Origin of the sequence: Streptomyces sp. NPDC002588 (assembly GCF_040295925.1) — a bacterium.
Taxonomy (GTDB): Bacteria; Actinomycetota; Actinomycetes; order Streptomycetales; family Streptomycetaceae; genus Streptomyces.
The window spans coordinates 60,687-86,234 of sequence record NZ_JBEOWF010000049.1; the positions used below are offsets into that span (position 1 = coordinate 60,687).

Sequence of the window (25,548 nt, forward strand, 5' to 3'; positions counted from 1 at the left end):
CCACGCGAGGTCAGTTGCCGCCGAGCAGACGCGTGATCTCCCGGCAGGCGGCCAGCAGCGGCGGCCGCAGTTCGTCGCGCAGTCGGGCGACGGGGAACTCCATCGCGGGCACGGCTATGTTGACCCCGGCCACCACCGCGCCGGACGCGTCACGCACAGGAGCGGCGACCGAGCGCAGTCCGTAGGCGAGTTCCTCGTCCTGCACCGCCCAGCCCTGCCCACGGATCTCGGTCAGGGCCGGTCGCAGACCGGCGAGCGACCTGATCGCGTTGGGACCGGCGGCCCCGGCGAAGGACGCTTCCGACAGGCGCTGCTCCAGCTCCGTGTCGTCCAGTGCGGCCAGCAGCACCTTGCCGATGGAGGTGCCGACCGCCGGGAGCCGGGAGCCGACCTGGATGTTGGCGGTCACCAGGTCGTTGTTGCGCAGCCTGATCAGGTACAGCACGCGGTCGTCGGACAAGGTGCCGAGGTTCACCGTCTGTCCGGTCGCCGCGGCGAGCCGGCGCAGGGGCCCGTCGGCGAGTTCCACCAGGTCCATGCCGCGCAGCGCCGAGAAACCGAGCGTGAGGACCTTGGGAGCCGGTCGGTAGGCACCGTCGGGCAGCTGCTCCAGGAAGCCTTCGGTGACCAGGGTGGCAGCCATCCGGAAGGCGGTCGGCAGCGGAACTCCGGTCTCGGCGGCCATGTCGGTGAGTTTCATCGACGACCGCTGCTCGGAGAACAGCCCAAGCAGGCGCAACCCCTTGGCCAGTGCCTCGACCTGGTAGCTGCGCTTCGACGCGGAGCCCTCGGAGGGCGGCGAGGTCGGTTGGTCACGCGGCGGCACTCGGGGCTCACTTTCTCCGCGGAGGCAGGCCTGACGGGCATGGTCACTTTCAGTGTACGGAAGTCGATATCACACACGTGGGTGCCGGCACCGAAAGGGAGGGCTCATGGGAGGGCGACTGGCCGGGCTGCTGCCCGGCGAGTTGAACGATGAACAGACGGAGGTCTACCGGGCCATCACCGGCGGCCCCCGCGCCGCCGGGCCGCAGGCTTTCGCGTTGGCCGACGAGGAGGGGCGACTGCGGGGTCCCTTCAACGCCATGCTGCTGAGTCCGACGGTGGGCCTCGCGGTGCAGGCCCTCGGCGCGGCGGTGCGCTACGGCTCCGTACTGGACGACCGTGCGCGGGAGATGGCCGTCCTCGCCGTCGCCGCACAGTGGAACAGCGCCTTCGAACGCGAGGCCCACGAAGCCGTGGGCCGGGCCGCGGGTCTGACCGAACCGGAGATGGCCGCTCTGCGCACCGGAGCGGTGCCGGAGCTCGCGGACCCCGCCGAGCGCGCCGTCGTCAGGGCGGCCTGCGCGATGCTGCGGCGCGGGGCGCTGAGCGACGAGGAATACGCCGACGTCGCGTCCGCGGTGGGAGAACGAGGCCTGTTCGAGCTGACGACACTCGTCGGCTACTACTCCGCCCTCGCCCTACAGCTAAGGGTTTTCGCAGGTGAGGGGCCTTGACAGCCCGTAGTCACCCGCCAATACTCGGGCGTGTTCACACAGTGAATTCTACTTTCATCTAACGAAAGAAGACGGGCCGCGATGAAGCTGGTTACTTTCGACGACGGACGTGTGGGCAGGCTGGAGCTGGAGGAGCGGCTGGTCCTGCCGCTGGAGGTCGGTTCGACGCGTGAGTACTTCGAGCGGGAGGGCCGGGTCACGGAGACCGGGGAGCGGCTCGCCCTGGACGACGTGCGGCTGCGTGCGCCGATCGTGCCGAAGAAGTTCTTCCACACCTCCGGCAACTTCCGCGAGCACGAGGACGAGTCGAAGAACGTCGACTGGTCGCACCCCATGCACAAGGGCATCGTGTTCTTCCAGAACGTCGACGCGATCGTCGGCCCGGACGAGCCGGTCGTCCACCCGGAGCATCTGACCCGCGAGCTGGACTACGAGCTGGAGATCGCCGTCGTCATCGGCAGGCCCGGCAAGTTCTTCGGCGTGGACGACGCCCCCGGCCACATCGCCGGATACGTCGTCTTCAACGACATCACCGCCCGCGACATCCAGCGCCGTGAGATGGAGTCCGGGGTGTTCTCCTTCTGCAAGGCCATCGACACCTTCTGCCCCTTGGGCCCGTACATCGTGACCGCCGACGAGATCCCCGACCCGCAGAACCTCGACATGGAGCTGCGGGTCAACGGCAAGGTGCGGCAGAAGTCGAACACCAGCCGGATGTCGGTCTCGATCCCGCACCTGGTCGCCTACCACTCGCCGCAGGGCTACAGCGCCGGCGACCTGCTCACCACCGGCACCGTCCAGGGCGTCGCGGGGTTCAGCGGCGACCCCGACATGTACCTCAGGCCCGGCGACGTCATCGAGGCCGAGGTCGAACGCCTCGGCGTCCTGCGCACCCCCGTCGTCAGCTGGGAAGAGGGCCACGGCACCCCCGTCCCGAAGAAGGTGGACTGGTGAGGCTCGGTGTGCTGGGCGGCCGCGCGGTCGCCGTCAGCGGCGACCGGGCCGCCGACATCGCCTCCGTCTCCCGGGGACACCTGCCCGCCGACCCGATGGCCCTGCTGGAGGACTGGTCCCGGGTGCGCGACCAGGTGGCCGGACTGCCCGCCGACGCGTACGGCCTCCAGGTGGACCCGGAAGCTCTCCAGGCCCCGGTCCCGCGCCCCCGCCAGGTCTTCGCGGTCGCGCTGAACTACCCGCCGCACGCGGCGGAAGCCGGATACACCCCACCCGACGAGCCGCTGGTCTTCACCAAGTTCCCGACCTGCGTCACCGGCCCGTCCACCACCGTCGCCCTCCCCCGGGGCAAGGTCGACTGGGAGGTCGAACTCGTCGCGGTGATCGGACGCGAGACGTACAAGGTGAGTGAGGACCGCGCCTGGGAAGCGGTGGCCGGGCTCACCGTCGGCCAGGACCTCTCCGAAAGAGTCAGTCAACTCCGGGGCAGGCCTGCCCAGTTCGGTCTGGGCAAGTCCTTCCCCGGCTTCGGCCCCACCGGCCCGGTGCTGGTCACCCCGGACGAGTTCGACGACCCCGACGACCTGGAGATCACCGGACTGCTCAACGGCGAGACCGTCCAGCACGACCGCACCGGGTCCATGGTCTTCCCGGTGCCGGATCTCATCGCCCGCCTGTCAGCCGTACTCCCCCTGCTCCCCGGCGACCTGGTCTTCACCGGAACCCCGGCCGGGGTCGGCAACCGGATGAACCCGCCCCGCTACCTCACCGAAGGCGACGAACTCGTCAGCCGCATCCAGGGCGTCGGCGAGATCCGCCAGCACTTCACCGCCGCACACCCCTGAAGGGACGCCCCATGACAGAACAGAGCATCCCCCGCCGCTTCGAGGGCCGCACCGTCCTGGTCACCGGCGCCGGCACCGGCTACGGCGCCGAGATCGCCGTCCGAGCCGCCCGGGAAGGCGCCCGGGTCGCCGTCCACTACCGCCGCTCCGCCACCGGGGCCGAGAAGACCGTCGCCCGGATCAAGGACGTCGGCGGCGAGGCATTCACCGTGCAGGCCGACATCGCCGTCCACGCCGACGTCATCCGCATGGCCGAGGAGGTCTTCAGCCGTTCAGGCGGCCTGGACGTCCTCGTCAACAACGTCGGCGACGTGGCGGGCGGGCAGATGTCCTGGCGCGACCTCACCGAGGAGTCCATCGACCACGTCCTCGCCGTGGACGTCAAGGGCACCATGCTGTGCGTCCACGAGTTCGGCTCGCGGATGCTGGAGCAGGGCCACGGCGCGATCGTCAACATCGGCTCCACCGTCATCGTCCGCGGCAGCGCACGCGCCCCCCAGTACGCCGCCGCCAAGTACGGCATCCTCGGCATCACCAAGTCCTACGCCCAGGCCTTCGCACCCACCGTGCGCGTCAACACCTTCGCACCCGGCTTCATCGAGACCGACACGCTCCTCAACCGCGCCGACTGGAAGTCCGGCCGCCGCGAGGACATGATCGCCAAAACCCCCCTCGGCCGCATCCCCGGCCCCGCCGAACTCGCCGGCACCGCCCTCTTCCTCGCCACCGAAGACGCCGCCCACATCACCGGCGCCTACCTCAACGCCGACGGCGGCTTCAACATGATCGGCGCCTGACCCGCCACCGGCCGGGAGGCCGGGTCCGCTGAACGGCGCGGTCTGCGCGGCCCCGGAGCCGTCCGGCCCCATGAAACCGGTGCGGGTCGGCCCGACCGGCCCATGCGGCTTCCGCGTGTCGGGCGGAGAGTGGAAGGAGGAACGCACACGGCATCAGGAGGCGGGGAACCATGTCGCACCGGATGGTGAGCGACCTCATGACCACACCGGTCGTCAAAGTGGACCGGGACACCGGCTTCAAGGAGATCGCCAAGCTGCTCGCCGAGTACGACATCACCGCCGTACCGGTCGTGGACGACGAGGAACGCGCCGTGGGCGTGGTCTCCGAGGCGGATCTGCTGCGCAAGGAGGCCGCCCAGCTGGATCCGGCCGGCCTGCTGCCGGTCCTGCGTCCCGGGCCGTCCGCCCGCGCGAAGGCGGAGGCCACGACCGCCGCGGGGTTGATGAACAGCCCGGCGGTGACCGCCAGACCGCAGTGGACGGCGGTGGAGGCCGCCCAGGTCATGGAGCGCCACCACGTCAAACGGCTGCCGGTGGTCGACGAGGCCGACCGGCTGGTCGGCGTGATCAGCAGGGCCGATCTGCTGCGTGTCTTCCTGCGGAGCGACAGCGCCATCCGGGAGGAGATCTCCGGGGAGATCCTTCTGCGCACCTTCGGGATCACGCCCGGCGCGATCACCGTGCGGGTCGTCGACGGGCGGGTGTCGCTGAAGGGGACCGTCGAACGCAAGTCCCTCGTCCCCGTCGTCGTACGCCTGTGCCAGGGGGTCGACGGAGTGGTCGGCGTCTCCGCCGAACTGGGCCACCGGGTCGACGACACCTCCGCGGCACCGGAGGCGGACGCGCCGCGCCGCGCCGGCCTGGCCACGTGATCAGGACTGGAGCTGATGGCCGTGAACTCTGCGACAGCCATGCCCGACCGTCCGGTCCGGGTCACCGCACGACTCGACACACCACTGTCCCGGTGGCTGTGGCTGGTGAAGTGGATCCTGGTCATCCCGCACTACGTGGTGCTGTTCTTCCTGTGGATCGCCTTCGCCGTGGTGAGTGTGATCGCCTTCTTCGCGATCCTGTTCACCGAGCGCTACCCGCGCGCCCTGTTCGACTTCAACCTGGGGGTGCTGCGCTGGAGCTGGCGGGTCGCCTACTACTCGTACGGTGCCCTGGCCACCGACCGCTATCCGCCCTTCAGCCTGGCAGAGGAGCCCGGCTACCCCGCACGGCTGGACGTGGCGTACCCCGAGCGTCTCTCCCGCGGGCTGGTCCTGGTGAAGTGGTGGCTGCTGGCCATCCCGCACTACATCGTCGTCGGCTTCTTCGTCGGCGGCTGGCACCTCGGCTGGTGGGAGGGCGGACTGGTGGCCGTGCTGACGGTGATCGCCGCCGTGGTCCTCGCCTTCACCGAGAAGTACCCGCGAGACCTGTTCGACCTGATCGTGGGCCTGAACCGATGGGTGCTGCGGGTCGCCGCGTACGCCGCGCTGATGACGGACGTCTATCCGCCGTTCCGGCTCGACATGGGCGGCACCGAAGCGGACGGCCTGGAGCGGTCGCCATGACCACCGTACCGAGGCGTCAGGGCTGACCGCCGTCGCGGCCGTGATCGGCGGCGTACGCGGCGAACACCTCCGCGGGCGAACCGCCCGTATGGAGGAAACGCTGGTCGAGGATGGCGGCGAGGTCTTTCAGCGCGCCGGCGAGCAGCGCACCCGAAAGTCTCACCTCCGGCCGTCCAGCCGCCTGTCCGCGCCGCGCGAGCACGACGGCGTGACCGACCATGGCCGCGAGCGACGAGTGGTCCTCGCCGTCGTGGAAGTAGTACGCCTCGGCGTACTGGGTGAAGTCGATGCGGACGCGCACGACCTCGGTGGCCAGGCTGTCCAGCAGCAGTGCCCCCGATGTGCTGTCGAGCTGCCGCGTCGTCGGATCCGCGTCGCGCAGGAGAGCCAGCCGGACGGCCAGGACCCTCCTGCGGGTGAGCGCCGGATAGATCTCCAGCACCCAGGAGACGGTGGCGGTCAACAGGGCGAACCCGACGAGGGCTTCGATCGGTGAGACCAGGCGGAGCCAGCCCTCGTCGGGTGCGATGTCACCGAGCCCCAGGGTGGCCACCGTGACCAGCGACAGATACACGGAGTCGAGCACCGCCGGCTCCCGCACCGCTCGGGAACCGGGCGCGAAGGTGAACGCCCCGGGCATGTGGGGCCAGTAGACGATCGCCCAGCCCAGGACGACGGTGCCGGCCCACATGCCCACCACCGTGACCATGGCGAGCGGCCCGACGAGCCCGACCACGCGGCCGGGCACCCGCAGCCGCCGGGCGAGCCGCCAGAGTGCCGACATCACGAGCCGGCTCAGCCCGCCGTGGCGCGTGGGATGCCAGAGCGTGTGGAAGAGGTCCCGCAGGGTGACCATGACGAGCCCGGCACCGAGCAGCGAGACCAGCCATTTCATCCGGTCAGACCCGGTGCGGGACGACGGCGACCGGGCACGCGGAGTGGTGCAGCAGGGCGTGCGCGACCCTGCCGACCTGCAGACCGAAGTGACCGTGCCGGCGCAGGGCGCCGACGACGATCAGGTCGGCGCCGGCCGACGCCTCCAGCAGGACACGGTGGGCGGGTCCCTCGACCGCTCGGCGCCCGATGTCGACGTCGGGATGTTCCCGTACGGCATCGCGCAGTGCGTCGTCGAGGGTGACCGAGGCTCCCTCCTCGTGCGCGTCGGCGGCGTCGCCCGCGAGCCGCGGGTCCTCCACACCGGACTCCGCCGGAGGGGCGCCCGGCCCGTGCGCCGGACTGCGCCAGGCCCGGACGGCGGTCAGGGCACAGCCCCGCGCCTCGGCCTCGCGGACGGCGAACCGCACGGTGCTCGTGCCGGTGGTCGAGTCGCCGACTCCCACCACGACGCGGCCCGTCGGTCCCTGAAGGCCCGCCTCCGCTCCACGGACGACGACGACCGGGCAGAAGGCACGTGCCGCCACCGTGAGACTTACCGATCCGAGCATCAGCCCGGCCACCTCGCCACGTCCACGAACGCCCGTGACCAGGGCGAACGCCTCGGAGCCCGCCCTCAGCAGAGTGGACACCGCATCGGCGGCCACGACGTCGCCCGATGCCTTCACCTCGGGGTTGCGCAGCCGGGCGCGTTCCACACCGGAGGCGACGATGTTCTGCGCCATGACCTCTCCGGCGGGCCGACGGGTGCCGAAAGAGGGCAGGGCTCTTTCGTAGCGCTCCCACAGCGAGGCATGGACGAGCCGCAGCGGCAGCCCGTGGCGTGCCGCCTCGTCCACCGCCCAGTCGACCGCCAGCATGCTGGAGTCCGATCCGTCGATGCCCACGACCAGCGGGAGTTCCATCGGGGCCACCGCCTTTCGTCCCGTTGCCGACAGACCCCCTGTGAATACCGTCGCACCGCCCGCGCGCGGTCGCGACACACGGTGGACGGCGGCACCGCCTCTCCACATGCGCCGGGGAGGGGATTGGGGTACTCCTCGAAGGAGGGAACACCGCGCTCGACATGTCGGCGACGTCCGGGGCACGCACGCCATCGGACTCGTCCACCGTCATCCACCGTCGTATCCGGCTTCGTACGAGACGGAGGCCGCCGCCATGCAACCGGTCATCACCGTGGGCCTCGACGGCTCACCCGAAAGCCTCGCGGCCGCCCGGTGGGCCGCCGACGAGGCCGAGACGCGCAGGCTCACGCTGCGCCTGCTGCACGCCTGGCCCATGCTGGCGCCGGAACCGGCCCGCCTTCCCTCGGAAATCGACCAGAACTACTGGGCGAAGCGTCTCGTCCACACCGCGCGGACCGAGTTGCAGGCACATCATCCGAACCTGACCGTCGTCGGGAGCCTGGTCGCCGAGGACGCCCAGAGGGCGCTGCTGGAAGCGGCCTCCGATTCGGAGATGCTCGTCCTCGGTTCACGTGGGCTGGAGTCCGTCGAGGCCTACCTCATGGGCGACGTCAGCCTGCCCGTCGTGGCACGGGCCGAGCGGCCGGTGGTACTGGTCCGCGCCGAAACCCCGGAGATGCGGATCGCCTCCACGCCGGCCGGTCGCGTGGTGGCGGCGTTGAAACTGCGCGGATCCTGCGACGAGGTACTCGACTTCGCGTTCCACAGCGCCGCCGCCAGGGGCGTGCCCCTCCTGGCCGTCCACGGCCGAAGCGTGCCGCTCCACGCGCGCGTGCCCTGGGGGGTCGACCACGGCGCGGGCGAGGAGATGACGAAGGACGCGCGGGAGGGGCTGGACAAGCTCCTCCGCCCCTGGCAGGAGAAGTACCCGCAGGTGGAGGTGGCCGACAGCATCCGTCTCACGAGCCCCGCGAAGGCCGTCGTGCAGACCTCCGAAGGCGCCTCGCTGCTGGTCGTCGGCCGACGCGCACACCGGCACGGCGTGGCCTCCCGCCTGGGGCACGTCGCCCACGCCGCCCTCCATCACGGACGCTGCCCCGTCGCCGTCGTCCCCCATGACTGAGTCCGGCCACCCCGGCGGGGCACCGCCGCGCGCGGAGGTGTGCGAGACCCATTCCGCGATCGTGTTCTTCGCCGGCGACCGCGCCTACAAAGTCAAGAAACCGGTGAGCCTGGGATTCCTGGACTACACCACGCGGGCGGCGCGCCGGACCGCGTGTGAGCGCGAAGTGGTTCTCAACCGTCGTTTCGCCGCGGACGTCTATCTGGGTCTGGGCGAGTTCCGCGGGCCCGGCACGGAGGCGCCGGAACCGCTCGTGGTGATGCGCCGCATGCCCGCGGAGCGGCGCCTGTCCCGTCTGGTACGGGAAGGGGCCGCCCTTGACGATGTACTGCGGGCCGTCGCCCGGCACCTTGCCACATGGCACGCGGAAGCGCCCCGCGGTCCGGAGGTGGACGAGCAGGGCACGCGGGACGCCCTGTCAGCGCGCTGGGAGGCCGGCTTCGCGCAGGTGCACGCGTCGGCCGGCGACGGCTCCGTGCCCGACGGGGTGCCGGAGGCGGAACGGCTGGTGCGCCGCTATCTCGCCGGACGGGAGCGGTTGTTCGCGTCCCGTGTCGAGCAGGGCCGGGTGGTCGACGGCCATGGCGACCTGCTCGCCGAGGACGTCTTCTGCCTCGACGACGGCCCTCGCGTCCTGGACTGCCTGGAGTTCGACGACCGTCTGCGCTACGTCGACGGCCTGGACGACGCCGCCTTCCTCGCCATGGACCTGGAACAACTCGGCGCCCCTGAGGCCGCAGCCGGCTTCCTCGCCTGGTACAGCGAATACTCCGGTGACCCCGCCCCCGCGTCACTGTGGCACCACTACGTCGCCTACCGCGCGTTCGTCCGCGCCAAGGTCTCGCTGGTCCAGGCCCGCCAGGGCGCGCCCGGCGCGCAGGCGGCGGCACGCAGGCTGGTCTCGACTTCGCTGCGCCACCTGCGCACCTCCGCCGTCGGCCTGACCCTCGTCGGCGGGCTGCCGGGCAGCGCGAAGTCCACCCTCTCCGGCGCCCTGGCCGACCGGCTGGGGCTCAGCCTGCTCAGCAGCGACCGCGTCCGCAAGGAACTCGCGGGCATCCCGGCGGAGCAGTCCGCGGCGGCCGGTTACGGCGACGGGCTGTACACGCCCGAGTGGACCGCCAGAACCTACGCCGCTCTCCTCGACCGCGCGGCCGCCCTGCTGTCCGCCGGCGAGTCCGTCGTCCTGGACGCCACCTGGTCCGACCCGGCGCAGCGTGACGCGGCACGGCGCGTGGCCGAACGCGCCGACGCCGACCTGGTCGCCCTCCACTGCCATGCACCGGCCGACGTGACGGCGGCCCGGCTCAGGGCACGCTCCGCCGGCCCGTCCGACGCCGACCTCGGCATCGCGACCGCCATGGCGGCACGGGAGTCCGCGTGGCCCGAGGCCGTCGGCGTCGACACCAGTGGTCCGTTGGAGTCCGCGGTCGGCCGGGCGCTGGCGGCCGTCCGTCCCTGGGACGGCGGCCGGACCCCGGTCTTCCGCCGCCCGTACATGGAGCCGGACTGAGCAGTGCGGGGCGCATGCCGTGCGGCCCCGCTGCATCAGCCGGGGCCGCACGGTTCCTTCGGGTTCCGCGTGGGGGCGGTCGGGTTCACCAGTGGCCGAGGACCTTGAGCCACACGGAACCGACTCCCATCCAGATGACGATGTTGGCGGCCGCCGCGGCCAGTCCGGTCCGCCACCATTCGCCGAGGGTGACGTAGCCGCCGCCGAACAGCACGGGTGCCGGGCCGGAGGCGTAGTGCGTCAGGCCGCCGTAGAGGGAGCTGATGAAGCCCAGGACCAGGGCGGCCATCACCGGCGGGGCGCCGGCGGCGATGGCGGCAGCCAGGAAGGCGGCGTACATCGCGGCCACGTGTGCGGTGTTGGAGGCGAACAGGTAGTGGGAGAACAGGTAGACGAGGGTGAGGATCACGAACGCGGTCTGCCAGCCCATCCCCGAGGTGGCGTCGGTGATGCTGTCGCTGAACCAGCCGATCACACCGAGTTCCTGAAGCTGACCGGCCATCATCACCAGCACGGAGAACCACACGAGTGTGGTCCAGGCGGACTTCTCCGCGACCAGGTCACCCCACGTCAGCACCCCGGTGACGAGCAGCAGCGCCACGCCGGTGAAGGCCGAGACGGTGGCCGAAAGGTCCCAGACCTGACCGCCGACGGACCACAGCAGGAGCAGCAGCACGAACACGCCGGCCATCGTCCACTCGTGACGGGACATCGGTCCGAGCTCGGCGAGCTGGTCCCGCGCCTGGCCCGGCGCCTCGGGGGTCTTGCGCAGCTGCGGCGGGAAGATCCGGTACAGCAGGGCGGGCAGCACCAGCAGGGCGACCAGGCCGGGCACCAGCGCCGCGATCGCCCAGGAGGTCCACGTCAGGTGGACGCCGTGGTCGGCGGCGAGCTTCTGCGCGAGCGGGTTGGCGGCCATGGAGGTCAGGAACATGGCGCTGGTGACCGTGTTGATCTGCATCGCGGTCACGCTCAGGTAGGCGCCCAGCTTGCGGCGGGACTCCTCGCCCGGGTGTGAGCCGGCCGTGGTGCTCAGCGAGCGGATGACGGGGTGGATGACGCCGCCGGAACGGGCGGTGTTGCTCGGGGTGGCGGGTGCGAGCACCAGGTCGGTCAGCGTGATGCCGTAGGCCAGACCGAGGCTGCTGCGGCCCAGCGCGCGGACGAACCACAGCGCGATCCGTCGGCCCAGGCCGGTCTTGGTGAAGCCGAGGGAGATGAAGAACGCCGCCACGATCAGCCAGATCGTCGGCTCGGAGAAGCCGCCGAGCGCCACGTCCGGCTCCAGCGTGCCCGTGATCATGGTGGCGGTGAGGCCCAGCAGAGCGACCGCGCCGAGCGGCAACGGCTGGAGGATCAGGCCGAGCACCGTGGCGGTGAAGACGGCCAGGACCGCCCAGCCGCCCGGCTTGATCCCGTCGGGCTGCGGCAGCAGGTGGACGACCAGTCCCGCGGCGACGGGCACGATCCACTTCACCGCCGTCCACACCGAGGTGGTCCTCGGCCCGGCGGTGGTGGGGCCCGGAGCCGATACGGCTGGGGATCCTTCGGTGTCCCGGAACGGGCTCATCTGTGCCATCCGATCAGTAACGCCCGGCTCGCCTTGCAATGCGCGGCCGGGACAGCATCGAGCTTTTGTATCCACGGTGGCGGACGGGGACGGGCTCTGACGCGGGGCAACCGGCCCCGGTTCTGGGGCCGAACGGCTCCATGGGCGACGGACAGCGCCTGCCCCGGCGCTCCGGCGGGAGACGCGCGACGAGGCGGCGGCCCGTGTTGCCGGGGTGTACCGCCGGGGTGACCGTGGAGGTGGGGGAGCGAGGGAGTGAGTACCGTGCGAGCGCTCGTCTATCACGGCCCGGGACACATCGCCTGGGACACCGTCCCGGACCCCGCGGTGGAGGAGGCGACGGACGCGGTCGTGCGTGTCGACGCCACCACCGTCTGCGGCAGTGATCTGCACATCCTGCGAGGAGATCTCGACGAGGTGAAGCCGGGGACGGTCCTCGGCCACGAGGCCGTGGGCGAGGTCATGGAGGTCGGCCGTGACGTCCGCGGGCTGCGTCCCGGCCATCAGGTGATCGTGTCGTCCGTCTCGGCCTGCGGCCGCTGTCAGGCGTGCCGGGACGGCATGCGCGGGCAGTGCCGCGGGGGCGGTGGCTGGATCCTGGGAAACCAGATCAACGGAACACAGGCGGAGTTCGTACGGGTCCCGTTCGCCGAGCACTCCACCCATCGCCGGCCTCCCGCGATCCCGCTCGACGACGCGCTTCTGCTGGCCGAGACCCTCCCCACCGCCTACGAGGTCGGAGTGCGGAACGGACATGTCGGGCCCGGAGACACCGTCGTCGTGGTGGGCGCGGGTCCCGTGGGTCTTGCGACGGTCGTCGTCGCACGGCTGTACTCACCCCGCCGGATCGTCGTGGTGGACCTGTCCGAGACCCGGCTGGAAGCCGCCGCCCGCCTCGGGGCGGATGCCGTCGAACTGCCGGGAAAGCTGATCGCCGAGCTGTCCGAGGAACCGGGTGCCGACGTCGCCATCGAGGCGTCCGGCGAACCGGACGGCTTCGTTCTGTGCACCCGGGCGGTCCGCGCGGGAGGGCACATCGCCAACATCGGGACGCACGGCCGGCCGGCCACGTTGCACCTCGAGTCCCTGTGGCGGAAGAACGTGACGATCAGCACCGGCCAGGTGGACACGTCCTCCGCGCCGTGGCTGCTGGAGCTGCTGCGGTTCGGGCGTCTGTCCGTGTCCCGGCTGGTCACCCACACCTTCGGCCTCGACCGGACGGAGCACGCCTACGAGGTGTTCTCGCAGGGAGCCACCACGGGTGCCCTCAAGGTCGCACTGCACCGGGAGTGAGCGGCCCGGCGGAAACGGGGCCGGTCAGCCGAAGAACACCTCGAACTCGTCGTACAGCGACGGATCGACCAGCTTGGTCGTCGCCGTCACATCGGAGAGAGGAAGGCGGACGATCCGGGTGCCCTCCAGGGCGACCATGACACCGAAGTCACCGTCCTTGACGGTGTCGATGGCGTGCAGCCCGAAGCGGGTGGCCAGCCACCGGTCGAAGGCGCTCGGGGTGCCGCCGCGCTGGATGTGGCCCAGCACCGTGGTGCGGGCGTCCTTGCCCGTACGTTCCGAGATCTCCCGGGCGAGCCATTCGCCGACGCCGGACAGCCGCACATGCTCGAACTCGTCGACCGACTGGTCCTTGAGGATCATCCGCCCCTCCCGGGGTACGGCCCCCTCGGCCACCACGACGATCGGCGCGTAGTTGATCATGAATCGGCTCTTCACCTGCGCACAGACCTGATCGATGTCGAACGGTCGCTCCGGGATGAGGATCACGTTGGCGCCGCCCGCGATGCCGGCGTGCAGGGCTATCCAGCCGGAGTGCCGCCCCATCAACTCCACCACGAGGGTGCGCATGTGCGACTCGGCCGTCGTGTGGAGACGGTCGATGGCCTCGGTCGCGATACCGACGGCGGTGTCGAAGCCGAAGGTGTAGTCGGTGCCGGAGACGTCGTTGTCGATCGTCTTGGGCACGCCGACCAGGTGGATCCCCTGGCGGCTCAGCTCGGTGGCCACACCGAGCGTGTCCTCGCCGCCGATCACGACGAGCGCGTCCACCTCGTACCGGGCAAGGGTGTCCTGTATACGTCGCAACCCGTCCTCGTGCTTGAACGGGTTGGTGCGGGAGGAGCCGAGGATGGTCCCGCCGCGGGGAAGGATCCCCCGCACACCGGAGACGTCCAACGGCCGGACATCGCCCTGGAGCAGTCCGAGCCAGCCGTCCCGCACGCCGACGAAGTCGAATCCGTAGGCGCCGACGCCTTTGCGGACGACACTGCGGATCACGGCGTTGAGGCCAGGACAGTCACCGCCGCCGGTCAGCACTCCGACCTTCATGGCCTTCCTCCATCCGCCGGTCACCCCGCCCGATCTCGGCCTTCTCGCCTGGAAAACCGCTGCCGGGGTCTGCGGGACCCACCTCCAGCCTCTCTCCGATCGATCCGCTGTCGCCACTCGACGGCGTCAGTCGTGCGGGACGAGCACGACCGGCCGGTGCACGTGGTGGAGCAACGCGTGGGCCACCGGGCCGATGCGCGAGCCGACCGCGGCCCGCCGCCGACGACGGCCCGCCACCAGCAGCCCGGCCCCGCCCGCCGCGCGTACGAGGACATGGGCGGCACGGCCCTCGTGGAGGTTCTCGCGGACCACCACGCCGGGGTACTTCGCGCGCCAGGGTTCGAGCAGGTCCGCGAGTTCGCGCTCCGCCTCCTCCCGGATCCGCGTACGCTCCTCGACTCCCGGGACGGCCCTGGTGAGCGGCACGTGCCAGGCGTGCACGGCGCGCAGCGGCGCCCTGCGGAGTTCGGCCGCGCGGAACGCGAAGTCGAGGACGTCGTCGCAGGGCGCGCCGATGTCGACGGCGACCGCGACGTCACGGCAGGGAGTGCCGGCCGAGGCCTTTCCCGAACCATCGGGGAGGTGTTCGTCCGCCGCCGTCTCGCCCGCCCGGACGAGGACGACGGGCCGGTCGACGTGGGCCGCGACGGCCATGGCGACCGACCCCGACAGGAACCCGTCGACACCGCCCGTCCCCTGGCTCCCGATGACCAGGAGCTCCGCGTTCTCCGCCTCGGCGAGAAGCGCGGGACCGGGCTGCCTGCGCACCTGCTCGGCGGCGATGTACAGCCTCGGGTACCGCTCGTTCAGCAGTTCCAGAGCTCCCCGCAGTACCCGCCGCGCGCGGTACTGCGGTACCCGGATCTCGGGCAGGCCCGCGTCGGTGTCGTCGTCGGGCAGGCCTTCCCAGGCGTGCACCAGACGAAGCGGCAGTCCGCGGCGAAGGGCTTCCCTGGCCGCCCAGTCGGCCGCGGCGAGGCTCTCCCTCGAACCGTCCAGACCGGCCACGACTGGCCTCGTCATGACCCTCACCTCCTCGGGGCATCAGGGCGGCCCCGTGGCCGGCCCCTCCAACTGCTCTTCGGACAGGCGCAGTTCGGGGCAACACGCCGCCCACACGACAGCGGCCGGACTCTCCGCCGATCCGTCCTCCTGCACCAGCCTCACGCCCCCATCCGCCCGGAGGCAGGGGCTGCCCGGTCCCCTCCGGGAGCCGTCCGGCCCCTGGCCACGACGCGTGCCGTCAGTCCGGGAGGTGGAGGTGACATGTCTCGCCCGGTGGCACGCGGACCGCTCGGTCCGGCAGCCGGATGTCGATCGCCGAGCGGTCGGACGGCGGCACCGTCACCTCCAGCCCTCCGCGCTCCAGGCGCAGCCGCACACCCCAGTGCCCCTGGTAACGGAGGGAGAACCCATAGGACGACAGCTCCGGCAGCGGCACGGGATCGAGCCACAGCGCGCCCTCCCGGGTCTCCAGCCCGGTCAGCCCCCGCTGGACGAGGTCGAGTGTGCCGGCCATGGCGCCCAGGTGGATGCCTTCGCCGGTGGTGCCGCCCTGGAGGTCGGCGATGTCGCCGCGCAGCGCCTCCTGACAGTACGTCCACGCCTCGGCGCGCCGGGCCCGGGCGAGGACCCAGCCGTGGACCAGACCGCTGAGGGTGGAGCCGTGGCTGGTGCGCAGGAGGTAGTGGTCGACTGTCCGCCGCCAGGTGTCGTCGTCCAGGCGGTGGCCCAACCGCGCGAACAGACCCCGGAGTTCGTGCGGCGAGAAGAGGTAGCCGAGCATCAGGACGTCGGCCTGCTTGGACGCCTTGTAGCGGTTGACGGTGTCACCCTCCGCCTCGAGGATCCGGTCCAGGCGCCGGATGTCGCCGTACCGGTGCCGGTAGGCCTCCCAGTCGAGTTCGGCGAGGTCGCCGTAGCCCTCGAACTGGCTGACGACACCGTCGTGGAAGGGCACATGGAGGGTGCGCGAGACGTCCTCCCACTGTTCGAGTTCGCCGGCGTCGAGGCCGGTGCGCTCGGCGAGTTCGCGCCGCCGGGGCTCCGGAAGGGTCCGCACCACCTCCAGGGCGCGAGTGAGCACCCAGGCGGCGGTGACGTTCGTGTACGCGTTGTCGTCGAGACCGGGTTGCCGCGCGTCGGGATAGCCGTCGTGATACTCGTCGGGTCCCATCACGCCCCGGATGCGGTGGCGGCCCAACTGCTCGTCCCAGGTGGCCGAGTCCGCCCAGAAACGGGCGATCTGCAGCAGCATCTCGGCGCCCTTGGTGTGCAGGAACTCGGCATCGCCGCTCGCCTCGCAGTACTGCCACACGTTGTACGCCACCGCCGACCCGACGTGCCGCTGGAGCCGCGAGTGATCGGGGAGCCAGCGCCCCGAGCGGGGGTTGAGGTGCAGCTCCTGTGTCTCCTCGCGCCCGTCGCTGCCGCTCTGCCAGGGGTACAGCGCACCGCGCCGGCCGACCGCGCGGGCGGCGGCACAGGCCTGGTCGAGACGGCGGTGACGGTAGCGGAGCAGAGCGCGGGAGACCTCGGGGAAGTGCAGGTCGAGGTACGGAAGCACGAACAGCTCGTCCCAGAAGACATGGCCGCGATACGCCTCCCCGTGCAGCCCCCGGGCCGGGACGCCGACGTCGAGGTCCGCCGTGTGCGGCGAGAGGGTCTGCAGGACGTGGAAGAGGTGCAGCCGCAGTATGTCGCCGGCCTCCCCGGGGACCTCCAGCTCGGCCCGCCGCCACAGCTGGTCCCAGGCCGTCAGATGCTCCTCGAGCAGCTCGTCGAAGGCGGGCGCCGCGCCGACCCGGTCGATCGCGGCGTCCAGCGGGTCACTGATCGCGGGATCGCGGGAGGTGTGCAGGGCGACGGTCTTGTCGACGGTGACGGTCCGGCCGGGACGCAGACTCAGCCGCACCCGCTGACCGACCCGCGATTCCCCGTGCCGGACGGTGACGGGCGCGTCGGCGCTCAGCCGGGCTGCCATGCCGATACGGATGGCGGAGGCGCGGGTCCGGCACTGCAGCCACACCGTGTCCGGCTCGACGGATCCGGTGTGCACCCGGATCAGGTGACGGCCGGCCAGATCCCGGTAGCGCGCGACGCCGGAGTTGATGACCCCGCCGTCCAGCGCCGCGTCCACATCGAGGTCACCCGCGAAGCCCTCCGCCGTGAACTCGGTGCGCAGCGCCGCCAGATGGGGGTCGGCCATGTGGACGAGACGCTGCTGCCGCACCGCGAGCACCCGGCCCTCGCCGAGCGCGAACCGCGTGCGGCGCTCCAGCAGTCCCGAGGCCAGGTGCAGCACCTGCCGGTGTTCCAGCACCTGCGCGGTGTCCGGGGTGAGCCATCGCCGCCCGGCGAGGCAGAACCGCAGCGGCAGCCAGTTCGGGACGTTGACCATGTCCTCGTTCTCGACCCGGCGGCCCGCGATGTCCGTGGTGAGCCTGTCGTAGCAGCCCGCCACATAGGTGCCGGGGTAGTGCACGTCGTCCGCGGCGCACTCCGGCAGGGCGCCGCGGGTGGCGAAGTAGCCGTTGCCGAGTGCGCACAGCGACTCCCGCAGGCGCTCGTCGGCCGGGTCGTAGTCCTCGTACTCCCAAGTCCAGCCGGTCACCGCCGTACCCCCTCCTCGATCAGCTCTCCGAGGTCGTGTACGACGTCGGCGCCGTGCCGCGGAAGCCCGTCGGACAGCCGTCGTCACTCCCCCTACGGGCGGGCATCTACCACGTTCACACCGTCTGCGGCACGACCGCCACCGGGCAGTCCGCGTGGTGCAGCAGCGTGTGGCTCACCCGGCCGAGCTGGAGCCCGAGGTGGCCGTGCCTGCGCCGGGCTCCGACGATCACCAGGTCGGCGGCCGCCGAGCGGCGTACGAGGACGCTGTGGGCCGGTCCCTCGACCGTGACTCGGCGCACCCGGACACCGGGATGGTCCGCCATGGCGTCCCGCAGCAGCGCGTCGAGCAGGGCGGAGGCCCGCTCCTCGTGCCGGCGCACCGGTTCGGGGGCGAGCGCGGGATCGCCCGCTCTCTCGTGCGTGGGGCAGCGCCACGCCCGTACGACGTCCAGGGTGCAGCCGCGTGCCTCGGCCTCACGGAAGGCGAAACGCACGGCCTCCGCGCCGGTCACGGGTTCGCCCGCGCCCAGCAGGATCCGGTCGTGGGAGCCGGCGAGGCCCGCCTTGTCGCCCCGGACCACGATCACCGGGCAGTGCGCGCGGGCCGCCACGGCCAGGCCCACGGAGCCGAGGAGCATGCCCTTCAGCTCACCGTGGCCGCGCGCTCCCGTCACCAGGGCGAAGGCGTCGTCGCCCTCGCGCAGCAGGACGTCCACCGCGTCGTCGGGGACGATGTCGGTGGTGACCTTGACGTCGGGGTCGCGCCGCTCGGCGCGTTGGGCCGCGGAGGCGACCAGGTTCTCGACGAGCACGCGTGCGGACGGGCGGCTGAGGGTGGTGGACGGAACGGCTCGCTCATAGCGCTCCCAGCGCGAGGCGTGCACCAGCCGCAGGGGGATTCCGTGCCGGGCGGCCTCGTCCGCTGCCCAGTCGACCGCCGTCAGACTCGCATCGGATCCGTCGACGCCCGTGACCAGGGGAAGCGTCATCGTCCCCACCGCCTTCCATACAGCACAGGGGTCCGATTTCACGGTCGCACCGGTAGGCGGGTCGTGCCAGGGGCGGATCGGCTCCCGGCGGGGACGTTCGGCCCATGTGGTGCGCGCGCCCGTGGGCGGAAGCTGAGGTCGAGGCCCCTGAAGGGGGGTCGCGACCATCGGCACCCAGGAAAGCGAGGCTCAGCCATGAAGCCCACGAGGACAGGAGCTCTCATGGTCGGTGATGTCGTCACCGCACGGTGCGACACACCGTTCAAGGAAGTGGTGCGCCTGCTCGAAGAGCACCGCATCAGCGGGCTCCCGGTGATCGACGAGGACCGCAAGGTCGTCGGTGTGATCTCCGAGACCGACCTCGTGCTGCGTCAGGCCCGGGGGCCGGAGTCCACCGGCGTCCGGGCGCGCTGCCGGCGCCTGCTCAGCGGCCGTGCCCGGCGCGCCGCGGCCAAGAGCCGTGCCCGGACGGCCGGCGGGGTGATGTCGACGCCCGCCGTCACCGTACGGTCCGACGCCACGGCCGCCGAGGCCGCCCGGCTCATGACGGAGCACCGGGTCGAACGGCTGCCCGTGGTGGACGAGTCGGGCGTGCTCGTCGGCATCCTCACGCGCGGGGACCTGCTCCAGGTCTTCCTGCGCACCGACGACGAGATCCAGCGGGACGTGCAGCAGGAGGTCCTCCTCAACGCGCTCTGGCTGGCCCCGTACACCGTCGAGGCGGCCGTGGAGAACGGAGTGGTCACGCTCACCGGCCAGTTGGAGCGGCGCAGCGAGATCCCGATCGCGGTCGGTATGACGCGGCGGCTGGACGGCGTCGTGGACGTCGTCGACCACCTCTCCTACCGCATCGACGACAAGCACCCCCAGCCCACGGGCCTCGCGGTGCACGGCGTGGCGGACGACTGGCTGCGCAGGCTCTGAACCCACGTCAGCAGCGCGCCGATGTCCGGTCGCCCCGGAATCGGGGCCGGTCGGCCCTGGCGGCCGTGCGGGTCCCCGTGGTGTGCTGGTAGCGGCGGGAAGGACGCGACACAGACGCGGAGAAGCGGTCCGAGGGGCCGCGCACCGCGTAATCAGGATCCGCGAGAAGCGGATGGCGTCCTTCCCGCCCTGCCGTGCCGTGCCGTGGCAGCGGTCATCCTTTGCCTCCGCTGAGGTTCCGCCACTGCGGGCCGACGCGTTTCCACTCCGCGTCCCACTCCGCCAGCCGCCGGCGCAGCAGCCGCCTGCGTATCAGCCATCCGCCGGCGAGCACCGTGGAGCCGGTACCGGACGCGACGAGCAGCCCGGTGCCGACCACATCCAGCACGGCCTGCGTCGCCGTGGGCGGGCCGGGGACCAGATCGCCGGTCTTGTCGGCCCACGCCGTCACGCGTGTGCCCGCCGTGGCGTCGGGCTCGACCCTGGTGCGTGCCGTGTGCGTGACGCCGTCGGCGGTCGTCCAGCGGACCTTGGCCCACACCTTGCCGTCGTCGAATCCGGTCGTCGTCGGCGGGATCTTCGAAGCGTCCTCGGCCAGCACGACGGCGACGGTGTGCACGGCCGCTCGCCGCGCGGCCAGGTTCTGGTCGACTTCCGCCGCGGCCGCCTGGCCCGCGAGGGTTCCGCCCAGGAGGGCCAGGGTCCATGCGGCGAGCACGATCCTCGCTTCGACGACGTCGCTGTGGCGTCGCAGAGGATTGTGCCGCCACCGCCAGAACCGCACCCTGGTCGACTTCTCCCGCCGTGCTGCGGCCATGGGCCCGACACCTCCTCGAGTGCCGTCACGGTCACTCCGCGGTCCCGGCGCCGCCGGGGTCCGGGACGGGGACGCGCCGGGGACGCCGTCCCACGTCACCTTCCAGCGTCCGCCACCACGCCTCCAAGGACATGGGCCGGACGGCCCAGTCCCGGGGTCCGAAGGCCTCTGATGCCGGCGCGCCGCCCGCTACGGGCGTCCCGGACGACGGATCACGCCGTCCGCGTCGGCCCGACCCGGTCACCGGGCACGACGACCACCGGGCAGTGCGCCCGGTGCAGCAGCGTGTGGGCGACCGGACCCAGGCGCGGGCCCAGCACGCTCGTACGACGATGCGCGCCGATGACGACGACTGCGGCCTCCCGGGTCGCCGCCAGCAGTTCGTCCGCGGGGGCGGCGCGGACCGTGCGGGTCTCCACCGTGACGCCGGGGTGCTGGTCCCGCAGCCGGGTGAGAACGTAACGGGGCACGGCCTCCTCGGCCCGTGCCTCCATGGTCAGCCGTTCCTGGCCCGGAGTGCGCGTCGGCACGAGAGAGGGAAGTTCGGGGGTGATGCGTCGATGGCTCCAGGAGTGCAGGACACGGAGTCGCGCGCCACGCCGCTCGGCCTCCTGGAAGGCGTACGCCGCCGCCGGCCCGTCCGTGTCGTCCGCCAGGCCGAGCAGCACGTCCTGTCCCTCGTCGCACACGTGGTCCCCCCGGACGACCAGGAGCGGTCCCTGCACGAGCGCGGCCAGCCGCAGACTCACCGAACCGAACGCCGGGCCGGTCAGCGCGCCCAGGCCGCGGGTCCCCACGACGGTGAGGTCCGCGTCCGTGCTCTCGCGCGCCAGCGCACGCACCGCGCCGCCCTGCACCGCGACGGTCTCCACGTGCAGTTCCGGATACCGCGCACGGGCGCGGGACAGGGCGTGGCCCAGAACCGGTGCGGCCTCGTCCGGGTCGGGAACCGCGTACAGCACGCGCAGGGCGGTGCCGTGCCGTACGGCCTCGGCCGCGGCCCAGTCCAGCGCCCTGACGGAAATGACGGAGCCGTCCACTCCGACGACTGTGTGACGTGAGGTCATGGCCGTACCCGTCCCTTCTCCGCGTGGCCGTCCGGTGTCTCCTCGCACGATGCTCCTCGTGCGCCGGCACCCCGGGAACCGGCCGGGAGCACCCCCGGGAACGCCGAACGGCCCTTGTTCCAAGGGCCGTTCGGACCATGCGAAGGCGTGGCTGTCGGAGCTCACCCTGCTTCGACCGCGATGCGGCGTCCCGTGACGGCATACGGTTCGATGCGCACCCACTGGTCGCGCCGGCCACCGGCCCATGGCGCGCTGTGCACCTGCTGCGCGAGCCGCCGCACCTCACCGATGTCCGTCACGATGCGGGCGTGGCCGCGCACCAGCACGCTCCAGCCTTCGCTGAACACGTCGTCGATGCGGTCGACTTCGAAGGCGACGGGGCAGCCGGCCGCGAGCGACGGTGTCGCGCCGAGCGCGGTTCGGAAGACGATCGTGTCATCGACGACGCTGTAGTTCACCGGGACGATCACCGGCCCGAGAGCCGTGGACACCGCGAGCCGTCCCACACCGTGCGTCGACAGCAGTGTGGCGCACTCGGCCCCGCTCAGCTCGGTGAACTCGGGGGCCCGCCCGGCCCGTCCAGGCCCGGGTGGCGCATCGGCGTCGCCGCCGGTGAGCGCCGATACCGTGGTCCGCAGAACCGCCGCCAGCGCGAGCAGCGCACCCCGGCCCGGCGTGGCCTCGGGATGCTGCTCCAGGTGCGCCACATAGCTGGGGGCCATGCCCGCCCGCGCGGCCGTCTCCTCTCGCGTCAGTCCGAGCCGGACGCGGCGTGCGGCCAGCCGGCGGCCCAGGTCGCCCGCGGGCGCGCCCTCGGTCACGTGTGGCGGTGTCTGTTCGGTCATGGCCTGTCCCGTCCTCTCGTCAGGCCGCCCGGACGGCGAGTTCCTCGTGCGACTGCCCGCCGAGCACCACCTTGAGGGCGCCGGTGTCGGCGGCCAGGGCGAAGACGTCGTAGGCCTCCTCCATGCGCTCCAGCGGGAAGGTGTGGGTGACCAGCTGTGCGGTGGGCAGCCGGCCGGCGGCCGCCATGCGCAGCAGGGTGGGCGTGGAGTGGGTGTCCACCAGGCCGGTGGTGATGGTCACGTTCTTGATCCACAGGTCTTCGAGGTGCAGCGTGGCGGGCCGGCCGTGGACGCCGATGTTGGCCACCCGGCCACCGGGCCGGACCATGCCCGTGCACAGCTCGAAGCTCTCCGGGACGCCGACCGCCTCGATGACCACGTCCGCGCCGAGCCCGTCGGTGAGATCGGCGACCAGTTGCCCGGGATCCTCGGTGGCGTCGGCCACCGCGTCGGCGCCGAGCCGCTTCGCGGCCTCCAGCCGGGACGCCGCCAGGTCGACGGCGACGATCCGCTCGGGGGAGAAAAGGCGTGCCGTGGCGATCGCCGCGAGACCGATGGGGCCGACCCCGACGACGGCGACGGTGTCGCCCGGCCGTACATGTCCGTTGAGCACTCCCACCTCGTAGGAGGTCGGGAAGATGTCCGCCAGCAGCACGGCGTCCTTGCTCTCCACCGCGCCGGGCAGGGCGTGCACGGACAGGTCGGCGTACGGAACACGGACGTACTCGGCCTGCGTCCCGTCGACGAGGTGGCCCAGGATCCAGCCCCCGCCGCCGCGGCACTGACCGTAGGAGCTCTCGCGGCAGTAGCGGCAACGGCCGCAGGCGCTGATGCAGGAGACCAGCACACGGTCGCCCGGACGTACGGTCCGGACGTCGCCGCCGACCTCCACGATCTCGCCGACGGCCTCGTGCCCCAGGATCGTGCCCGGGCGCACCTCGGGCACGTCACCCTTGAGAATGTGCAGGTCCGTGCCGCAGATGGTGACGGCATCGACGCGCACCACGGCGTCGGTGGGCTCCTTGATCGCGGGGTCCGGGACCTCCTCCCAGGCGGACTGCCCGGGGCCGTGGAAGACGAAGCCTTTCATGGCGCTCCTCACCATCCTCTGCTCGAGTACCGAGACCCCCCACCCATCCAGCTTGTCCGGTAATCGCCCGATCCGCTTGGGCCGTCCGGCCCCATCGTCCGCCGGCCGGTCCCTGCCGTCGGTTCGGTGGTGACGTTCAGTGGTGGACCTCACCCGGTGTGCGGCGCGGGGAGGCCGGGCCCTCCGGGCCGTACCCGAGGCGCATGAGCAGCTGCGGATGTGGGGTGGCGTAGGGGGCGGCGGCCAGCGCGTCACGCAGGTCCGCCCATTCGACTGCCTGATGCATCAGCGACGCGCGCAGACCGTGGGCCGTCGCGGCGAGCCACACGTGCTCGAGGGCCTGCCCGGCGCGCAGCCAGTCGACTCTGCGGTCGTGCTCGGTGGTCAGCAGGGCGATGACCGGGTTCATCTCGAAGGGCCGCGCGGTGAGCCGTTCGGGATGCCGCTGTGCGGTGAAGTCGCGCAGCGGGATCCTCTCCCAGGTGTCCTGCGATCCCAGCACCGTTCGCGGCAGACCTGTGTCGGGTGCCGGTTCCAGGTCCCGGTGCACCCAGCGTCGGCCTTCGGCCGCCCGGTCGGCGTCGAGGCGGTTGCGTCGCTCGGCCTCGGCGGTCAGACGCAGCATGCGGGTCGCGTCCGCCCCTTCGCAGAAGCGCAGTGAAGCGCCCTCCGTGCGGGCGGCCGCGGCGAGCTCGTCGCGCACAGCCGGGGGGAGCGGCCGGCTCGCGAAAGGAAAGCGGCTGCTGTGCCTGCGCCAGATCGCCCGGTAGAGATCCGCGCCGTGCTCCTCCCCCTGCCGGGCGGTGAGCACCGAGGGCCGCACGGTGGCGAGCAGGGCGGGGTCGTCGGGGCTGGGCAGCAGACGGGTGACCGGAGACCAGCCGAAGTGGGTCAGCGCGACCCTGAGGTTGAACACACAGGCCCCCACGGAGAGGAGTACGGCGCGGCCCGTGGGGTCCACGTGCCGCATGCCCTTCGCGGGATCGGCCCGCACCTCGAACGTCACCGTCTCGGAGTCCAGCCCGAAGCGCCACGGCTGACTGTTGTGGATCGAGGGCGCGGCGACCGCGGCGGAGACACAGGTCTCCAGGAGCGCGGCACCGAACGTGGTGCTCTCCATGATGCCCTCCTCGCTTGTGTGCGTCGGACAACTGGTTCTGACCTACGAGCATGGGCGCCGCGCCCGCGCCGCGGCAGGGGACGGAAGTCCTTGGCAGGGCGCCGGGCGGGCCCCGCGGTCTCGTGGGCCGAACGGCCCTCCCCCGCCGTGACGTCGGTCCCGGGCGGCCCTGCGCCGACGCCTGGTCGGCCCATGCCGCGGCACGGCCCCGGCTGACACCGTCGGAGTGTCACCCCGACGAGGAGGAGGTGCGGACCGATGCCCAGTGGCAAGTACGCGACGAGACGGTTGTGGCGGTGGCGCAGCAACCCGCTGCGACGACGCGACGACATCGTCGAATCCTGGATCGTGCTGGCCGTGTGGCTGGTCTTCGCCGTGGGCGGCACCGTCGCCGGGCTGGTGACGGCCCAAGCCGCGAACGGGGTGTTCCAGCAGCAGCGGGACGAGCGGCAGTCCGTCCGCGCCGTGCTTCTGAACGACATCCCCCGCAGCGCCACCGCGGTCGGCGGCATGGCCGACCGCCGTATGACGGCCGTGCGCTGGACGGCGTCCGACGGCTCGACCCGCACCGGCCGAACCCTGGCGGACACCGGCCTCAAGGCCGGCTCCCGGATCACGGTCTGGCAGGACGCCCAGGGCCGCCTCACCGCCGCGCCGCCGAGCTCCACCGAGGCGGCGATCGAGTCGGGCTTCCTGGGCGGCGCGGCCGCGGCCGCGCTGGCCGGCCTGGTGTTCGGTGCCGGAGCGGTCGCCCGGTGGCGGCTCGACCGTCGCCGCGTCGACGAGTGGGGCATGGAATGGGACCGGGTGGGACCGCAATGGGGCCACAAGACCAGCTGAACGCGCGACGGAACCGGGCTCCGGGCCGCTGAGCGGCCTGGAGCTTTCCCGTGCCCGGGTCCGGACGGGCCCCGGCGCCCACCGGCCCGTGTGGGAAAATGCGAGACCGCAGCGACCGGGAAGGAGGGGCCCGTGACCGCCCGTACCCGCCTGTCCCAGGCCGCCGTCGAGGAACGGCGCCAGACCGTGCTGCGGTATGTCGCCGAGCACGGCGAGACCCGCATCGACGACCTCGCCCG

At 72.1% G+C, this 25,548-nt stretch carries 24 protein-coding genes; 11 read left to right on the forward strand and 13 right to left on the reverse strand.

The window, feature by feature from the left end:
* Positions 1 to 10: 10 nt before the first annotated feature.
* Positions 11 to 826 carry an IclR family transcriptional regulator gene (locus tag ABT057_RS40030; RefSeq protein ID WP_352348855.1) on the reverse strand — a complete coding sequence of 272 codons (816 nt, stop codon included), beginning with the start codon at positions 824 to 826 and terminating at the stop codon, positions 11 to 13.
* A 106-nt stretch (positions 827 to 932) separates the two neighbouring features.
* On the opposite strand from ABT057_RS40030, the gene ABT057_RS40035 reads away from it, so the two are divergent.
* From ABT057_RS40035 to ABT057_RS40060, 6 genes are all read left to right on the forward strand, one after another.
* Entirely contained in the window at positions 933 to 1,499 is a 567-nt protein-coding gene (locus tag ABT057_RS40035; RefSeq protein ID WP_352348856.1) for a carboxymuconolactone decarboxylase family protein, read from the forward strand.
* Positions 1,500 to 1,580: 81 nt separating this feature from the next.
* Positions 1,581 to 2,453, forward strand: coding sequence for a fumarylacetoacetate hydrolase family protein (locus tag ABT057_RS40040; RefSeq protein ID WP_352348857.1), 873 nt, complete (start codon positions 1,581 to 1,583; stop codon positions 2,451 to 2,453).
* On the forward strand, positions 2,450 to 3,298 hold the full coding sequence (locus ABT057_RS40045) for a fumarylacetoacetate hydrolase family protein (RefSeq protein ID WP_352348858.1): 849 nt from the start codon (positions 2,450 to 2,452) through the stop codon (positions 3,296 to 3,298). Before ABT057_RS40040 ends, ABT057_RS40045 begins: the two co-directional genes overlap by 4 nt.
* Before the next feature lie 11 nt (positions 3,299 to 3,309).
* Positions 3,310 to 4,095, forward strand: a complete 786-nt coding sequence (locus ABT057_RS40050; RefSeq protein WP_352348859.1) for an SDR family NAD(P)-dependent oxidoreductase — start codon at positions 3,310 to 3,312, stop codon at positions 4,093 to 4,095.
* A gap of 170 nt (positions 4,096 to 4,265) precedes the next feature.
* Positions 4,266 to 4,967 carry a CBS domain-containing protein gene (locus ABT057_RS40055; protein WP_352348860.1) on the forward strand — a complete coding sequence of 234 codons (702 nt, stop codon included), beginning with the start codon at positions 4,266 to 4,268 and terminating at the stop codon, positions 4,965 to 4,967.
* 39 nt (positions 4,968 to 5,006) lie between these two features.
* Positions 5,007 to 5,654, forward strand: a complete 648-nt coding sequence (locus tag ABT057_RS40060) for a DUF4389 domain-containing protein (protein WP_352348879.1) — start codon at positions 5,007 to 5,009, stop codon at positions 5,652 to 5,654.
* 16 nt (positions 5,655 to 5,670) lie between these two features.
* Here ABT057_RS40060 and ABT057_RS40065 read toward each other — a convergent pair whose 3' ends face one another.
* Both ABT057_RS40065 and ABT057_RS40070 read right to left on the reverse strand, forming a co-directional pair.
* Positions 5,671 to 6,549, reverse strand: a complete 879-nt coding sequence (locus ABT057_RS40065) for a potassium channel family protein (RefSeq protein ID WP_352348861.1) — start codon at positions 6,547 to 6,549, stop codon at positions 5,671 to 5,673.
* A gap of 4 nt (positions 6,550 to 6,553) precedes the next feature.
* Positions 6,554 to 7,453, reverse strand: a complete 900-nt coding sequence (locus ABT057_RS40070) for a universal stress protein (protein WP_352348862.1) — start codon at positions 7,451 to 7,453, stop codon at positions 6,554 to 6,556.
* Between the two features lie 253 nt (positions 7,454 to 7,706).
* Here ABT057_RS40070 and ABT057_RS40075 point away from each other — a divergent pair, with 253 nt between their 5' ends.
* Both ABT057_RS40075 and ABT057_RS40080 read left to right on the forward strand, forming a co-directional pair.
* Positions 7,707 to 8,576, forward strand: a complete 870-nt coding sequence (locus tag ABT057_RS40075; protein WP_352348863.1) for a universal stress protein — start codon at positions 7,707 to 7,709, stop codon at positions 8,574 to 8,576.
* On the forward strand, positions 8,569 to 10,089 hold the full coding sequence (locus tag ABT057_RS40080) for a bifunctional aminoglycoside phosphotransferase/ATP-binding protein (protein WP_352348864.1): 1,521 nt from the start codon (positions 8,569 to 8,571) through the stop codon (positions 10,087 to 10,089). The genes ABT057_RS40075 and ABT057_RS40080 overlap by 8 nt, the downstream gene beginning before the upstream one ends.
* An 85-nt stretch (positions 10,090 to 10,174) precedes the next feature.
* Here ABT057_RS40080 and ABT057_RS40085 read toward each other — a convergent pair whose 3' ends face one another.
* Positions 10,175 to 11,668 carry a DASS family sodium-coupled anion symporter gene (locus tag ABT057_RS40085; RefSeq protein ID WP_352348865.1) on the reverse strand — a complete coding sequence of 498 codons (1,494 nt, stop codon included), beginning with the start codon at positions 11,666 to 11,668 and terminating at the stop codon, positions 10,175 to 10,177.
* A gap of 255 nt (positions 11,669 to 11,923) precedes the next feature.
* On the opposite strand from ABT057_RS40085, the gene ABT057_RS40090 reads away from it, so the two are divergent.
* Complete coding sequence (locus ABT057_RS40090) at positions 11,924 to 12,952, forward strand: alcohol dehydrogenase catalytic domain-containing protein (RefSeq protein ID WP_352348880.1); 1,029 nt, start codon at positions 11,924 to 11,926, stop codon at positions 12,950 to 12,952.
* A 24-nt stretch (positions 12,953 to 12,976) separates the two neighbouring features.
* Here the strand turns inward: ABT057_RS40090 and ABT057_RS40095 are convergent, their stop codons facing one another.
* The 4 genes from ABT057_RS40095 to ABT057_RS40110 all read right to left on the reverse strand — a co-directional run bounded on the left by ABT057_RS40095 (position 12,977) and on the right by ABT057_RS40110 (position 18,606).
* The gene (locus ABT057_RS40095) at positions 12,977 to 14,002 is read right to left on the reverse strand and encodes a 6-phosphofructokinase (RefSeq protein ID WP_352348866.1); all 1,026 of its coding nucleotides are present in this window, start codon (positions 14,000 to 14,002) and stop codon (positions 12,977 to 12,979) included.
* 126 nt (positions 14,003 to 14,128) lie between these two features.
* Positions 14,129 to 15,025 carry a universal stress protein gene (locus tag ABT057_RS40100; RefSeq protein ID WP_352348867.1) on the reverse strand — a complete coding sequence of 299 codons (897 nt, stop codon included), beginning with the start codon at positions 15,023 to 15,025 and terminating at the stop codon, positions 14,129 to 14,131.
* 220 nt (positions 15,026 to 15,245) lie between these two features.
* Positions 15,246 to 17,615: a glycoside hydrolase family 65 protein gene (locus tag ABT057_RS40105; protein ID WP_352348868.1), complete on the reverse strand. Its 2,370-nt coding sequence runs from the start codon at positions 17,613 to 17,615 to the stop codon at positions 15,246 to 15,248.
* Positions 17,616 to 17,730: 115 nt separating this feature from the next.
* A complete protein-coding gene (locus ABT057_RS40110) occupies positions 17,731 to 18,606 on the reverse strand; it encodes a universal stress protein (protein ID WP_352348869.1) in 876 nt (291 codons plus the stop codon).
* 195 nt (positions 18,607 to 18,801) lie between these two features.
* Here ABT057_RS40110 and ABT057_RS40115 point away from each other — a divergent pair, with 195 nt between their 5' ends.
* Entirely contained in the window at positions 18,802 to 19,530 is a 729-nt protein-coding gene (locus ABT057_RS40115; RefSeq protein ID WP_352348870.1) for a CBS domain-containing protein, read from the forward strand.
* A 214-nt stretch (positions 19,531 to 19,744) separates the two neighbouring features.
* Here ABT057_RS40115 and ABT057_RS40120 read toward each other — a convergent pair whose 3' ends face one another.
* From ABT057_RS40120 to ABT057_RS40140, 5 genes are all read right to left on the reverse strand, one after another.
* The gene (locus ABT057_RS40120) at positions 19,745 to 20,347 is read right to left on the reverse strand and encodes an Rv1733c family protein (protein ID WP_352348871.1); all 603 of its coding nucleotides are present in this window, start codon (positions 20,345 to 20,347) and stop codon (positions 19,745 to 19,747) included.
* A gap of 212 nt (positions 20,348 to 20,559) precedes the next feature.
* Positions 20,560 to 21,414: a universal stress protein gene (locus ABT057_RS40125; RefSeq protein ID WP_352348872.1), complete on the reverse strand. Its 855-nt coding sequence runs from the start codon at positions 21,412 to 21,414 to the stop codon at positions 20,560 to 20,562.
* Positions 21,415 to 21,575: 161 nt separating this feature from the next.
* Positions 21,576 to 22,259, reverse strand: a complete 684-nt coding sequence (locus ABT057_RS40130) for a pyridoxamine 5'-phosphate oxidase family protein (RefSeq protein ID WP_352348873.1) — start codon at positions 22,257 to 22,259, stop codon at positions 21,576 to 21,578.
* A gap of 19 nt (positions 22,260 to 22,278) precedes the next feature.
* A complete protein-coding gene (locus ABT057_RS40135) occupies positions 22,279 to 23,349 on the reverse strand; it encodes a zinc-dependent alcohol dehydrogenase family protein (protein ID WP_352348874.1) in 1,071 nt (356 codons plus the stop codon).
* A 136-nt stretch (positions 23,350 to 23,485) separates the two neighbouring features.
* Positions 23,486 to 24,469, reverse strand: a complete 984-nt coding sequence (locus ABT057_RS40140) for an Acg family FMN-binding oxidoreductase (RefSeq protein ID WP_352348875.1) — start codon at positions 24,467 to 24,469, stop codon at positions 23,486 to 23,488.
* A gap of 258 nt (positions 24,470 to 24,727) precedes the next feature.
* On the opposite strand from ABT057_RS40140, the gene ABT057_RS40145 reads away from it, so the two are divergent.
* Entirely contained in the window at positions 24,728 to 25,309 is a 582-nt protein-coding gene (locus ABT057_RS40145) for an Rv1733c family protein (RefSeq protein WP_352348876.1), read from the forward strand.
* Positions 25,310 to 25,548 lie beyond the last annotated feature (239 nt).

Coding starts and splice junctions, on each gene's coding strand:
- ABT057_RS40060 (WP_352348879.1), top strand. CDS start 5,007: ATGCCCGACCGTCCGGTCCGGGTCACCGCACGACTCGACACACCACTG.
- ABT057_RS40085 (WP_352348865.1), bottom strand. CDS start 11,668: ATGGCACAGATGAGCCCGTTCCGGGACACCGAAGGATCCCCAGCCGTA.
- ABT057_RS40065 (WP_352348861.1), bottom strand. CDS start 6,549: ATGAAATGGCTGGTCTCGCTGCTCGGTGCCGGGCTCGTCATGGTCACC.
- ABT057_RS40080 (WP_352348864.1), top strand. CDS start 8,569: ATGACTGAGTCCGGCCACCCCGGCGGGGCACCGCCGCGCGCGGAGGTG.
- ABT057_RS40125 (WP_352348872.1), bottom strand. CDS start 21,414: ATGACCTCACGTCACACAGTCGTCGGAGTGGACGGCTCCGTCATTTCC.
- ABT057_RS40115 (WP_352348870.1), top strand. CDS start 18,802: ATGAAGCCCACGAGGACAGGAGCTCTCATGGTCGGTGATGTCGTCACC.
- ABT057_RS40070 (WP_352348862.1), bottom strand. CDS start 7,453: ATGGAACTCCCGCTGGTCGTGGGCATCGACGGATCGGACTCCAGCATG.
- ABT057_RS40145 (WP_352348876.1), top strand. CDS start 24,728: ATGCCCAGTGGCAAGTACGCGACGAGACGGTTGTGGCGGTGGCGCAGC.
- ABT057_RS40130 (WP_352348873.1), bottom strand. CDS start 22,259: ATGACCGAACAGACACCGCCACACGTGACCGAGGGCGCGCCCGCGGGC.
- ABT057_RS40050 (WP_352348859.1), top strand. CDS start 3,310: ATGACAGAACAGAGCATCCCCCGCCGCTTCGAGGGCCGCACCGTCCTG.
- ABT057_RS40110 (WP_352348869.1), bottom strand. CDS start 18,606: ATGACGCTTCCCCTGGTCACGGGCGTCGACGGATCCGATGCGAGTCTG.
- ABT057_RS40040 (WP_352348857.1), top strand. CDS start 1,581: ATGAAGCTGGTTACTTTCGACGACGGACGTGTGGGCAGGCTGGAGCTG.
- ABT057_RS40135 (WP_352348874.1), bottom strand. CDS start 23,349: ATGAAAGGCTTCGTCTTCCACGGCCCCGGGCAGTCCGCCTGGGAGGAG.
- ABT057_RS40035 (WP_352348856.1), top strand. CDS start 933: ATGGGAGGGCGACTGGCCGGGCTGCTGCCCGGCGAGTTGAACGATGAA.
- ABT057_RS40140 (WP_352348875.1), bottom strand. CDS start 24,469: ATGGAGAGCACCACGTTCGGTGCCGCGCTCCTGGAGACCTGTGTCTCC.
- ABT057_RS40100 (WP_352348867.1), bottom strand. CDS start 15,025: ATGACGAGGCCAGTCGTGGCCGGTCTGGACGGTTCGAGGGAGAGCCTC.
- ABT057_RS40095 (WP_352348866.1), bottom strand. CDS start 14,002: ATGAAGGTCGGAGTGCTGACCGGCGGCGGTGACTGTCCTGGCCTCAAC.
- ABT057_RS40075 (WP_352348863.1), top strand. CDS start 7,707: ATGCAACCGGTCATCACCGTGGGCCTCGACGGCTCACCCGAAAGCCTC.
- ABT057_RS40055 (WP_352348860.1), top strand. CDS start 4,266: ATGTCGCACCGGATGGTGAGCGACCTCATGACCACACCGGTCGTCAAA.
- ABT057_RS40120 (WP_352348871.1), bottom strand. CDS start 20,347: ATGGCCGCAGCACGGCGGGAGAAGTCGACCAGGGTGCGGTTCTGGCGG.